This is a genomic window from Apilactobacillus kunkeei, from assembly GCF_001421115.1.
In the GTDB taxonomy this organism is placed as follows: domain Bacteria; phylum Bacillota; class Bacilli; order Lactobacillales; family Lactobacillaceae; genus Apilactobacillus; species Apilactobacillus kunkeei_F.
Genome location: NZ_JXCW01000005.1, coordinates 1 through 13,320, shown reverse-complemented (window position 1 = coordinate 13,320; position 13,320 = coordinate 1). Strand labels below are relative to the sequence as shown.

Below are 13,320 nucleotides of genomic sequence, written 5' to 3'. Positions count from 1 at the left end.
ATTATTGGAGGTTTCGAATATGTTTAATAAAATTAAAAATTCCTCGATAATCCTATGGACAGTGGAGTTGCTACTGGTCGTAAGTATTATCTGGATATGTACAAAACTTGAGTTTATTTTCAGCCCAATTGGGATGTTTATCTCAGCAGTATTCATGCCAATCCTAATTGCTGGGGTATTGTTCTACATGCTAAACCCAGTGGTTAACCTAATAATGAAAATTAAAATTAGTAAAACCAAAAGAATTTCCCGTAACTGGGCAATTTTGATTGTATACATATTTCTAATTGGAATAATCGTATATCTATTCTCATCATTTCTACCACGTTTGGTAACCCAGGTAACCAACTTGGTTACTAACCTACCAAAGATTGCAGACGACATTAACCACTATGTGGAAGTGCACAGTCAAAAGGGTATCTTTAAGAAATTCTATTCATCTGAATACATTTCTTCATTACAAAATTACGTTTATAACTACTTCCAACACAGCTTAGGTGGAATTACTTCTAGTGTCGGATCAATCATTTCAACCGCTGCTTCAGCTGTGATTGTGATGATTACCGTTCCAGTGGTATTGTTCTACATGCTAAAGGATGGTCACAAGATGATTCCAAACATCGCTAAGATGTTACCACCAAGAAGTCGTCGTAGAACCATCAAGCTATTAGGCAAGATGAGTGACACCATTTCTCACTACATTGGTGGTCAAATGATCGAATGTTTATTCGTTGGTGTATTCACATCCATCGGATACGTTCTAATCGGCCAAAAGTATGCACTACTATTAGGGGTGTTTGCCGGAATCTGTAATATCATTCCATACGTTGGTCCATACATCGGAATCATGCCATCAGTATTCGTTGCACTTTCTACCAGTGTCAGCGAATTAGTATGGGTAGTAATCGTGGTAATCATTGTTCAACAACTAGACGGTAACTTGGTTTATCCAAATGTAATCGGAAAGTCTTTGAATATTCATCCACTAACCATTATAATTATCTTAATGGCTGCCGGAAATATTGCTGGTTTAATGGGAATGATTCTAGCAATTCCACTATATGCCGTTGTGAAAGTGGTCGTGCAATACATCTACAGTATTTGGATGATTGAACAATCACACAAGTGAGTTAGCAAAAACAAAGAGAGACAAAGCAGGAGATAATATGACAAAAGTAATTACTTATGGAACATTTGACCTACTACACAAGGGTCATGTTCGTTTATTAAAACGTGCCAAGGAATTAGGGGACGACTTAACAGTTTGTGTTTCTACCGACGAATTTAACGCTGAAAAGGGTAAGAAGGCTTACACTTCATACGAAGACAGAAAGTATGTTTTAGAAGCTATTCGTTACGTTGATCACGTTATTCCAGAAAATAACTGGGACCAAAAGATTAAAGACGTTGTTGATAACAACATCGACATCTTCGTTATGGGAGATGACTGGGAAGGCAAGTTCGACTTCCTAAAGGACTACTGTAAAGTCGTTTACCTACCAAGAACTGAAGGTATTTCAACTTCTAAGATCAAGAAAGACTTAGGTCTTACTGACGAAGACGATTGGAAGAAATAAAAAAGACATCCTCGATTTAATCGGGGATGTTTTTTAATTCACATATGGAAGATTGTTTTAATATGTTACAATTGTATTTATATATTATAAAACGGAAGGATTCGAATAATGGGTAATAAAAAAATAGAGCAAAGCGTCGATAAACGTCGTACTTTTGCCATCATCTCTCACCCGGATGCTGGTAAGACTACAATTACTGAACAATTACTATTGTTTGGTGGAATTGTGCGTGAAGCCGGTACTGTTAAGGCTAAGAAGTCAGGTAACTTTGCAAAATCTGACTGGATGGAAATTGAAAAGAAACGTGGAATTTCCGTTACTAGTTCAGTGATGCAATTTGATTACGCTGGTAAGCGTATCAACATCTTGGATACCCCAGGGCACCAAGATTTCTCAGAAGATACTTACCGTACTTTGATGGCCGTTGACTCCGCAGTCATGGTTATTGATGCTGCCAAGGGGATTGAACCACAAACTAAGAAATTATTCCAAATTTGTAAGATGCGTGGAATTCCAATCTTTACTTTCATGAACAAACTTGATCGTGATAGTCGAGACCCAATGGAATTAATCAGTCAACTAGAAGATGTCTTGGGAATCGAAGGATACCCAATGAACTGGCCAATCGGTTCAGGAAAAATTCTAAGAGGACTATACGATCGATACAACAAACGTGTCGAACTATACCGTCCAGAAGATGAAAACAATCCATACTTACCATTGGATGAAGACGGTAACTTGTTAGAAGACAACAAGTTAGCTGACGACAGTGTTTACCAAGATGCTAAAGAAAGCATGGATCTAATCACTGAAGCAGGTAATCCATTCGACGAAGAAAAGATTAAGAATGGTGAACAAACTCCTGTATTCTTCGGTTCAGCCTTGGTTAACTTTGGGGTAAAGACTTTCTTAGATGCATATCTGAACTTTGCACCAAAACCAGGTGAACACGAAACTGAAAACGACGTTGAAGTAGAACCTGAAGATGAACAATTCACTGGTTTCATCTTTAAGATTCAAGCTAACATGAACCCTAAGCATAGAGACCGTATCGCATTCGTGCGTGTATGTTCTGGAATGTTTGAACGTGGAATGGACGTTACTTTGGAAAGAAACCAAAAGAAACTACGTCTATCTAACGTGACTGAGTTCATGGCTAACACTCGAGAAAACGTTGAAAATGCCGTAGCCGGTGATATCATTGGTTTATACGATACTGGTAACTTCCAAATCGGTGATACCATTTACTCTGATAAACGTGATGTTAAGTTCACCAAGCTACCTCAATTTACACCTGAACTATTCATGAAGGTTTCAGCTAAGAATGTTATGAAACAAAAATCATTCCACAAGGGAATCCAACAACTAGTTCAAGAAGGTGCGGTTCAACTTTACACATCTTACACTACCGGTGACTACATCCTAGGTGCCGTTGGTCAACTTCAATTCGAAGTTTTCCAATTCAGAATGCAAAATGAATACAACTCTGAAGTTGTAATGGAACCAATGGGTAGCAAGACTGCTCGTTGGATTAACCCAGACCAACTAGACGAAAAGATGTCTTCATCAAGAAACATCTTGGTAAAAGACGGTCATGGCGATCCATTGTTCTTATTCGAAAACTCATTTGCTGAACGTTGGTTCAAGGAAAAGTATCCAGATGTAGAACTTACTTCAAAACTATAAAACAAAAAGAGCTTAGATATTATCTAAGCTCTTTTTTTACGTCATCATAAACGATGTAGTGAAGGTTATTAATTTCGACCCATTGAACATTGTTTTGATCAACAATTTCTTGGGTAACGATGAATGAGTTGCCATTGTGGAGGAATCCGATACAGCTACCGTAAGGGAAGTTGTAAACGGCCACACTCTGGTGGTTATCATTTTCAATCGTTGCAGGGTAGTTAACTTGTTTAATCTTCCATGAATCGGTATTAGTTAGTTTTTTAGCGAATGGATATTGCATTCTAAAGAAGTTTCTATCGACAATCCATTGGTTTGGACCGATGTTTAACCACAGAGCGTCGTCAGTGGTGACTTGATAGAATACCTTCCAAATACTTTTCTTTGGTAATAAGACGTGAAGCACATCACCGTTAGTATCGTTGTAGACTCTGGTGTATTCTCTTAAACGAATGTAGAACGTGTCCTTTTGGACGCTGTGCCAATCGTTTCGACGGTAGTAGATGATTAAATGCTTCATGTAATCATCGAAGATACCGTTTGAATTACCTGAATAGTTGATTAGTTTAAAACCAGATAGTTCTGGGATGTTAATTTGAAATTCGTTGTTATATTTACCGATAGCCATTTGAGGAAGACGAATCATTGAATATGTATCATAGTTAATGAAGAAAATATTAACTGGTTTTCCATTCAATCGATTATATTGAAGGGTGACTTCGTTATCTTCTTTTTGCATGTAGGTGGAAACACCCATTATTTTGAATAAAACGTAGTGATCAAAATCGGGGATGATGAAACTGACTGGATCACCGACGAATCCGTGAATTACGTTGAACTCATGAAGATAGTGACCGTCTTCATCTACATAGTAGATAGTCATCTTTGCCCTTGGTTTAGGAGAAGGAGAAGGGGGTTCTTCAATATTATCGGTTGGTGCTTCGATGGGTTCATCAACGGTTTGCGTTGTAAAATCTGTGAAGTCATTTGCTTGTGGTTCATCTGGTTGACGTTTGGGTTTAAACAAACGAATGATGTCATGAATAAAATGAAACATACCTTTTCCTCCTCTCTAATAACCATATTAACATATGATAGTACAAAAAAAGTTAAAAAAACAGCTAATAATAAGTCTTAGCTGTTTTTATATCTGTTCAATTATTTTGCGTTAACGAATACTTTGTTTTCATCGTTGACCTCAACGCTTAGGTGCTTGCTACTTGGATTGTTTAGATAATAGTCAGCGACCTTATCTTCAACTTCTTCTTGGATTACACGGCGAAGTGGACGTGCACCCATTTCTGGGTTGTAGCCTTTTTCGACTAGTTTATCCTTGGCAGCATCAGAAACATCGATGGTGATACCACGGTTTTCAAGCATCTTGTTAACGTTGTCTAGCATCAAGCTGACAATCTTCTTCAAGTCATCCTTGCTTAGTTGGTTAAATTCGACGATGTCATCGAATCTGTTTAGGAATTCTGGTTTGAAGTAATCACCCAACTTATTCAATACTGAATGAGTCTTGTTATTAGCTTCAGCACCAAAACCAACACTAGCGGTGGAGGCACCGGTACCGGCGTTACTTGTCATGATGATGACAGTATCCTTGAATGATACGGTTCTTCCCTTAGAGTCGGTCAAACGACCATCGTCTAGGATTTGTAGGAAAGCGTGGAGAACGTCAGGATGAGCCTTTTCAATTTCATCGAAAAGAATTAGACTGTAAGGATTTCTTCTTACCTTTTCGGTTAATTGACCGGCTTCATCGTAACCAACGTAGCCAGGAGGTGAACCGATTAGTTTAGAAATGGAATGTGGTTCACGGTATTCGGACATGTCGAATCTAATCATTGCTTCCTTGGAACCGAATAGTTGCTTAGCTAATTGCTTTGCAAGTTCAGTCTTACCAATTCCGGTAGTTCCTACAAATAGGAATGATCCGATTGGACGACCGGTTCCGTTGAAACCAATTCGATTACGTTTGATAGCACGAGCAACTTTTTCAATTGCTTGGTTTTGTCCAATGACGCTACCAGCAAGTTTCTTGTCTAAGTCCTTTAGATTATCCTGTTCTTGTTCTTGCAATTGACCAACAGGAATCTTGGTGATCGATTCGATAATTCCTTCAATATCCTTCGTAGATACAGTAGGGTAGGTATTATCGGATTCGTCGAAGTCCTTTAACTTGTAGTTAAGTTCTTCAATCTTATCACGATAGAAAGCGGCCTTTTCATAGTCTTCCTTTTGTAGGGCATCTTTCTTTTCGCTTTCACACTTGCTTAGTTCTTCCTTTAAATCATCAGGTGACTTAACGTCTGATTTGATATTAAGTTTAGAACCGGCTTCATCGATCAAGTCAATAGCCTTATCTGGCAAGAAACGATCTTGGATGTAACGGTTTGATAGGTAAACCGCAGCCTTGATGGCATCATCACTGTATTTAACGTGGTGATACTTTTCGTAGCGACCCTTGATACCGTTTAAGATATGAAGAGCTTGTTTTAATGAAGGTTCATCAACTTGGACGGTTTGGAAACGACGAGCAAGTGCTGAATCTTTTTCAATCCCACGGTATTCGTTTAAGGTAGTAGCACCAATTAGTTGGAAACTACCACGAGCTAAAGCAGGCTTTAAAACGTTTCCTGCATCCATGGCACCGTCGGCATTACCGGCACCCATAATTTCATGAATTTCATCAATGAATAAAATGATGTTCTTGTTGGATTGAACTTCCTTGATTAGTTCTTGCATTCTTTGTTCGAATTGACCACGCATGGATGTTCCTTGAACAATGGATACAATATCTAATCTGATGACACGTTTGTTCTTTAATTTATCTGGAACTTCGTGATGGGCAATCTTTAGCGCTAGTCCTTCGACGACAGCAGTCTTACCAACACCGGCTTCACCAATTAGAACAGGGTTGTTCTTGGTTCTTCTGTTTAGGATTTCAATCACACGATCGATTTCCTTATCACGACCGATAACAGGATCAATCTTGTTCTTTCTTGCTAAGTCGGTTAAATCATATCCATACTTTGCTAACACAGAGTTGGAATTGTTGTTATTGTTATTTTTTTGCTGATTGTTCTCAGGACGGCGGATAGAATTTTGATTGTTTTGATTCATCGCGTTAAATAGGTCATCTAAGCTACTGAAACCAAATGGATCATTCATCATATCAACACCTCCATTGTTACGATATTGTTCGGATTGTTGACTCAATTTTTGGTAACAGTCCTGACAAATATCAATATGTCTTTTTTCGCCATTGAAATTGACGAGTAAATGAATGGTTGCCTCATTTATATGGCAGTTTTCACATTTCATACGACTGCTCCTTTCTGAAAACAACTAAATGGTTAAAGGTTGTTTTGACCTTTACTGACCATTTGTAAAAATATTATAACTCATCGTAAATTTAGTGCAAGCAATTTGATTAGATTAAAATAATGTCTATTTTTTTCATATTTTTTAATTATGATATGTTTTAATTAGTAGCAATCGTATATAATATATATTGAAAGAGGGAATATAATTATCGCAGATAAGAATTATACTGAATTATTAAATGACCTAAAAGACAACAAAATCAAAGAATTGGTAGTCAAACCCGACGAGTTCACTGAGTTTCAAGTTGCATACATGAACTTTGATACCAGAAAGCGCGTGATAGGGAAGGCCGATCAGAACGGTGTAATTACGTATACTTACCTATCTGATAGTGGTACCAATAGTTAAAAATGTTGAGTTTTATCACATTAATTGATATTCTAAAATTAGTATAAGAATAAAAGGAGATTTTCAAAATGGAAAAACGTCAATTTAAAGTTGTTTCTGAAACTGGAATCCATGCTCGTCCTGCAACACTTTTAGTTCAAACTGCTACTAAATTCAAATCAGAATTAAAACTAGAATACCTTGGCAACACTGTTGACTTAAAGTCAATCATGGGTGTTATGTCATTAGGTGTTGGTCAAAACGCCGAAGTAACTGTTATTGCTGATGGTCCTGACGAAAAAGACGCAATTGAAGCAATTGCAAAGTCATTCAAAGATGAAGGATTAACTGATTAATTACAAGTTATATATGGTACGTTTATTAAAATAATGAGTCAGAAATATTTTATGTTTGGTTGTCATAATAGTTCATTGTCATTATTGAACGAATATGGAAACAACTACTTCGATAGAATTGTTCTGGCTCGTTTTTTTTATTAAAATAGGGAATTATGGCATTCACATGAGTTTGCAATGCAAACAGCAAAACAATATAATTACAAATAATTAATAATAAACGAAAAGGAGGTGCTACTATGAATATTGGAATTTTTACGGATACTTATTTTCCACAGGTCAGTGGGGTTGCCACATCCATTAAGACATTAAAAGATCAATTGGAAAAAGATGGTCATCAGGTGTATATATTTACTACAACTGATCCTCACGTTGATAAGGCCACATACGAAAAGAATATTTTTAGATTTTCCAGTATCCCCTTTATTTCTTTTACTGACCGCAGAATCGCGGTAAGGGGAATGATCCAAGCTTATCAAATTGCTAAGAAACTTAACTTGGACATTATTCATACACAGACTGAGTTCTCAATGGGAATCATCGGTAAGTTCGTTGCGAAGTTCTTAAGAATCCCATGTGTACATACTTATCACACCATGTATGAAGACTACTTGCATTACGTAGCCAAGGGTAAGCTATTAAGACCGGTACATGTTAAAGATGCAACCTTAGCGTTTTGTCACAACATGTCAGGGGTAGTGGCGCCAAGTAAAAAAGTATTAGACACGTTAGTTAGATACGGGGTAAAGAGTCCGATTAGGATTATCCCAACCGGAATTAATATCAATAAATTTGCGACTCAATCTGATTTTGATTTACGTAAATATTTAGGGGTAGATAAGGACGCTCCTGTGTTATTATCAGTGAGTCGTTTGGCTTACGAAAAGAACATCAAAGAATTAATTAATTGCATGCCAACAATCTTGGCTGACAAACCATTAACCCAATTAGTGATTGTGGGGGATGGACCAGCCGGAGAAGACTTGAGAAAACAAGTCGATGACATGAAGCTAAATGCCAATGTTAAATTCGTTGGTGAAATTAATAACGATGAGGTATATAAATATTACCGAGATGCCGACTTGTTTGTATCGACATCTAATTCTGAATCACAAGGTTTAACTTATATTGAAGCAATGGCTGCCGGAGTTAAGGTAGTGGTTGCATCAAGTCCATATACTGAGGACCTATTAAGTGATAAGGCACTAGGGATGACCTTCTCAAATAAAGATGGCTATGTTTCAAGCGTATTGGAATACTTGAATCAAACTAAAGCTAAACCAGATCAATCAAAGGAAGAACTTAGACAAACTAAGTTACATGAAATATCATCTGAAAACTTTGCCAATCGAATTGTGGCCTTTTATAAGAGTGCCCAATTAGATTTCAACAAAGAATTTAGCGATGATAATGGGATAAGCGACTAGGAGGATTTATGATAAAAATAGATATGTTTTCAACTGCCGACAAGGTAAAGGGACAAGGAGTTGGTAGTGCCTATCTAGAGTTAATTAAATTAATGGAAAAGCGTTTTTCAGATGAGTTTGACATTGAAATCAATGATCCGAAGAAATCTGATATTACTCACTACCATACAATTAATCTAAGATATTACTTCTCTACATTCCAAAAGAAACGTGGAAGAAGAATTGGGTATGTGCACTTCCTACCAGAAACATTGGAAGGAAGCTTGAGTTTGCCCAAACCAATCAAATGGATTTTTTATAAATATGTAATTGCGTTTTACAAACGAATGGAACATATTGTAGTAGTTAATCCAACTTTTATACCTAAGTTGGAAGCATATGGGATTAATCGTGATAAAATTACTTACATTCCAAACTTTGTTAGCAAGAAGGAATTCTATCCTTTCACCGAAGACGAAAAGTTGGCTGCTAGAAAGGAACTTGGTATTGATAAAGACAAGTTCGTCGTAGTTGGAACTGGTCAGGTGCAAACTAGAAAGGGAATTCTTGATTTTGCTAAACTAGCTGAAGAAAACCCAAATGTCGAATTTATTTGGGCAGGTGGTTTTTCATTTGGTAAAATTACTGATGGATACAAGAACTTAAAACTCTTGGTAGACAATCCACCCGCAAACCTTAAGTTCCCAGGAATCGTGGATCGTGATAAATTAGTTCAATACTACAACGTTGCTGATTTATTCTTACTACCATCATTTAACGAATTGTTCCCAATGTCAGTACTGGAATCATTCTCTTGTGGAACTCCAGTAATGCTTAGAAGTTTAGATTTATATAAAGAAATCATCAGTGGTTACTATGAACCATTTACTACTTTTGAAGAAATGAATGATAGTTTACATCGCTTAATTGATAATCGAGATGAACTAAAAGAATTGTCTGATAAAGCACTAGCTGCATCTGATTACTATTCAGAAGATCATCTAGCTTCAATTTGGCATAAATTTTATAAAGGTCAGATAAAAGAGGGATAGTAATGTCGAAGAGAAATGTAATAACGTTCTTTATGATGTTTCTAATCGGGATACTGATTTTTTGGTATTTCATCAGAGATATCAATATGGATGTATTGATTGCAGATTTTTTTACTATTAATTGGTGGTGGATTGCCGTTGCCTTCCTATGCATGTTGCTATATTTAGGATTAGAGGCGGTGGTTACTAAGACAATCGTCGATACCCAAGTTGATCACTTTACTTGGTGGGATGCGATTAGAGTTCCATTGGTAGAACAACTATTCAACGGGATCACACCATTCTCATCAGGTGGACAACCAGGACAACTATATGTAATGGTTCAAACGGGCGTGGATGCTGGTAAGGCCAGTTCAACGCTCTTGATGAAGTTTGTTGTCTTTCAAACCATGATAGTAATTAATTTCATTTTGAGTCTTATTGTCGGTTTTCAATACGTGGAAGAAAAGCTACACTATCTAGCTTTGCTGGTATTGTTTGGCTTCTTCGTTCACCTATTTGTCATTGTCGCCTTGTTATTAATCATGTATTGGTATACATTTACTAAGAAACTGGTTGATAATTTGGTAAAACCACTTAAAATCTTTATGAAGGATGAAAAGTATCTTTCATTTAAAGAGATGTTAGACAACAAAATCGATACATTCCATATGGAAAGCATCAGAATCGCTAAACAATGGAAGCTAATGTTAAAGATTATTGTTATTACTTTCTTCCAACTAGCTTTCTACTACCTAATTCCATACTTCATCATCTTGGCATTAGGATTTGATCAAGTTAACATCATCATGATTGTTAGCTTACACGTATTAATCTTTATGATAATCTCACTATTCCCAATTCCAGGAGGAGCTGGGGGAGCAGAGTACAGTTTTGAAACTTTGTTCAAGAGTTTTATCACCAATAACACAAAGTTAATTCTCGCGTTAATTGCTTGGCGCTTGATAACTTATTACTTAGGAATGATTTTAGGGGCGTTAGCATTCTTTATTCGTCCCAATAAGATTGATAAGTAAATTTACTAACACTTTATATTTTTTATTTTGGAGGCATAGAAATGTCTAGTCATATTAAGAACACCAGAAAGTTCTTTAATACAAAATTTGGCTTTTTTGTATTAATTGTGGCCTTATTCTGGTTGAAAACATATATTTCATACCGTATTGATTTTACCTTAGGTGCAAAGGGTGGCATTCAACAATTCCTATTGGCTGTTAACCCACTACCAGCTGCATTACTAATATTTGGGATTGCTTTGTACTTTAGAGGTAAGCTAGCTTACTGGCTAATGATTATTATTGATTTAATCGAATCAATTTGGATTTTTGCCAATGTTTTATACTACCGTGAATTCTCTGACTTCCTATCATTTGGAATCATCAAGGGTTCTGGTACTGTTCAAAACAACCTTGGTAAGAGTTTAGCTGAAATCTTACATCCATTAGATTTCTTCGTATTTATCGATATCATTGTATTGATCTTATTACTACTATTCAGAGTAATTAAGGTGGACCATGCTCCATTTAAGAAGAGAAACGCCTTTGCAATCACCATATTATCTTTAGTATTGATGTTTGCTGAATTTGGTGTATCTAATGCAGATAGATCAGGTCTATTAACAAGAACTTTTGATAACAACTACATTGTTAAGTACCTTGGTTTAAATGAATATGCAGCATTTAATGCATATCAAACACACAAGGAAAGTCAAACTAGAGCTGAAGCTAAACCATCTGATTTAAATAGTGTCCTTACATATCTAAAGCACAACCGTAGTAAGTCTAATATCGAATACTACGGTAAGGCTAAGGGTAAGAATGTCTTTATCATTCATTTGGAAAGTTTCCAACAATTCTTAATTGATTACAAAGTTGATGGTAAGGAAGTAACTCCAAACCTTAACAAGTTCTACCATAACCAAAACACATTATCATTTGATAACTTCTACCACCAAGTAGCACAAGGTAAGACCTCTGATGCTGAAATGATGCTAGAAAACTCACTATTCGGCCTACCAGAAGGATCAGCAATGGTTACTTATGGTACTCAAAACACATACCAAGCTGCACCAGCTATCTTAGCTCAAAAGGGTTACAGTACTGCTGCATTCCATGGGGATGTACCTAGTTTCTGGAATAGAGATAATGCATACAAGTCATGGGGATACCAATACTTCTTTGATTCAAACTACTACACTGAAAAACCATCATACAGTGTTGGTTACGGTTTGAAGGATAAAATCTTCTTTAAGGATGCTGCACAATACATCCAACAATTACCACAACCATTCTATGCAAAACTAATTACATTAACTAACCACTATCCATACGAATTGGATAAACAAAACGTATCATTCCCAGCAACTAAGACTGGTGACAATACTGTTGATCCATACGTACAAACAGCTCACTACTTAGACCAAGCCTTTGGTGAATTCATGAATTACCTAACTAAGACAGGTCTAATGAAGAACAGTATGATTGTGCTATACGGTGACCACTATGGTATTTCAAACAACCATAGACCAGCTATTGCTCAATTACTACACAAGAAGTCTATTAACAGCTTCGACTTAGCACAATTCCAAAAGGTTCCATTCATGATTCACATGGACGGACTAAAGGGTGGAATTGACCACACTTACGGTGGAGAAATTGACGTATTACCTACACTATTACATCTATTGGGTGTAAAAGACGATAATACTATCCAATTTGGTAATGACTTGTTATCTAAGAAGAGAAACCAAGTTGTTGCATTCAGAAATGGAGATTTCGTATCTCCTGAATACACAGTAGTAGGTGGAAGTGTATACCTAACTAAGACTGGTAAACAAATTACACCAAACAAGAAACAAGCTGCTGAAATCAAGAAGATGCAAAACCACGTTACTACAGAATTATCTCTATCAGATAAGGTAGTGCTAGGTGACTTACTACGTTTCTACAACCCTAAGGGCTTCAAGAAGGTAGATAAGAAGTCATACAGCTACAAGTATGCTGATGGAATGAAGCTTCTTAAGGAAATGGATAAAAAGAAGAAGACTGATCTATTGAATAAGTTGAAGAAGAAGGATACTTTGAACTTATACAAGACAGATGCACCTGAATTAAAATAGTTTCAAAACAAAAGGACGACTTTAAAAGTCGTCCTTTTTATTTTTAAATTAATGTTGACGCGGTGTCGATATTTTGATAATATAAATATTGCTGTTGATGAGGCGGTCAAAAACCTCGTTAAAACGTTAAAAAATCAATAAAAAACTGTTGACTTTACGTTAACAAGATGGCATAATATTTATTGTTGTCGATAAGCGACAAACGTTGATGTGAAAACATTCATCAACAAAATAAATAAAAAAGTTATTGACACTGTGTTGATAATTTGGTAGTATTAAATAGTTGTCATTGAGACAACGGTTGATATTAAAAGGTAGATCTTTGAAAACTGAACAAGATTGATAATCGATGATGTGTAAGGAACTTACAACTTGGTTGTAAGAATTAAACATTGCGAAGTCAAT

10 protein-coding genes are annotated in these 13,320 nt (G+C 36.3%); 8 read left to right on the top strand and 2 right to left on the bottom strand.

Going from position 1 to position 13,320, the window contains the following annotated elements; all coding sequences use genetic code 11:
- Positions 1-19: 19 nt before the first annotated feature.
- The 3 genes from RZ55_RS04585 (at position 20) to RZ55_RS04575 (ending at position 3,263) form a co-directional block, all read left to right on the top strand.
- On the top strand, positions 20-1,129 hold the full coding sequence (locus RZ55_RS04585; protein WP_034531601.1) for an AI-2E family transporter: 1,110 nt from the start codon (positions 20-22) through the stop codon (positions 1,127-1,129).
- Positions 1,130-1,166: 37 nt separating this feature from the next.
- Positions 1,167-1,577, top strand: a complete 411-nt coding sequence (gene tagD, locus RZ55_RS04580; RefSeq protein ID WP_034531602.1) for a glycerol-3-phosphate cytidylyltransferase — start codon at positions 1,167-1,169, stop codon at positions 1,575-1,577.
- A 108-nt stretch (positions 1,578-1,685) separates the two neighbouring features.
- On the top strand, positions 1,686-3,263 hold the full coding sequence (locus RZ55_RS04575) for a peptide chain release factor 3 (protein WP_053791907.1): 1,578 nt from the start codon (positions 1,686-1,688) through the stop codon (positions 3,261-3,263).
- Positions 3,264-3,282: 19 nt separating this feature from the next.
- Here RZ55_RS04575 and RZ55_RS04570 read toward each other — a convergent pair whose 3' ends face one another.
- Positions 3,283-4,320: a MucBP domain-containing protein gene (locus tag RZ55_RS04570; protein WP_057175877.1), complete on the bottom strand. Its 1,038-nt coding sequence runs from the start codon at positions 4,318-4,320 to the stop codon at positions 3,283-3,285.
- A gap of 101 nt (positions 4,321-4,421) precedes the next feature.
- On the bottom strand, positions 4,422-6,593 hold the full coding sequence (locus RZ55_RS04565) for an ATP-dependent Clp protease ATP-binding subunit (protein WP_057175876.1): 2,172 nt from the start codon (positions 6,591-6,593) through the stop codon (positions 4,422-4,424).
- 479 nt (positions 6,594-7,072) lie between these two features.
- On the opposite strand from RZ55_RS04565, the gene RZ55_RS04560 reads away from it, so the two are divergent.
- From RZ55_RS04560 to RZ55_RS04540, 5 genes are all read left to right on the top strand, one after another.
- Positions 7,073-7,339, top strand: a complete 267-nt coding sequence (locus RZ55_RS04560) for a phosphocarrier protein HPr (protein WP_034531608.1) — start codon at positions 7,073-7,075, stop codon at positions 7,337-7,339.
- Positions 7,340-7,578: 239 nt separating this feature from the next.
- The gene (locus RZ55_RS04555; protein ID WP_034534830.1) at positions 7,579-8,766 is read left to right on the top strand and encodes a glycosyltransferase family 4 protein; all 1,188 of its coding nucleotides are present in this window, start codon (positions 7,579-7,581) and stop codon (positions 8,764-8,766) included.
- An 8-nt stretch (positions 8,767-8,774) separates the two neighbouring features.
- On the top strand, positions 8,775-9,797 hold the full coding sequence (locus RZ55_RS04550) for a glycosyltransferase family 4 protein (protein ID WP_053792851.1): 1,023 nt from the start codon (positions 8,775-8,777) through the stop codon (positions 9,795-9,797).
- Positions 9,798-9,799: 2 nt separating this feature from the next.
- On the top strand, positions 9,800-10,813 hold the full coding sequence (locus RZ55_RS04545; RefSeq protein WP_057175875.1) for a lysylphosphatidylglycerol synthase transmembrane domain-containing protein: 1,014 nt from the start codon (positions 9,800-9,802) through the stop codon (positions 10,811-10,813).
- Positions 10,814-10,854: 41 nt separating this feature from the next.
- The gene (locus RZ55_RS04540; RefSeq protein ID WP_053792849.1) at positions 10,855-12,915 is read left to right on the top strand and encodes an LTA synthase family protein; all 2,061 of its coding nucleotides are present in this window, start codon (positions 10,855-10,857) and stop codon (positions 12,913-12,915) included.
- The last annotated feature ends 405 nt before the right edge of the window (positions 12,916-13,320 follow it).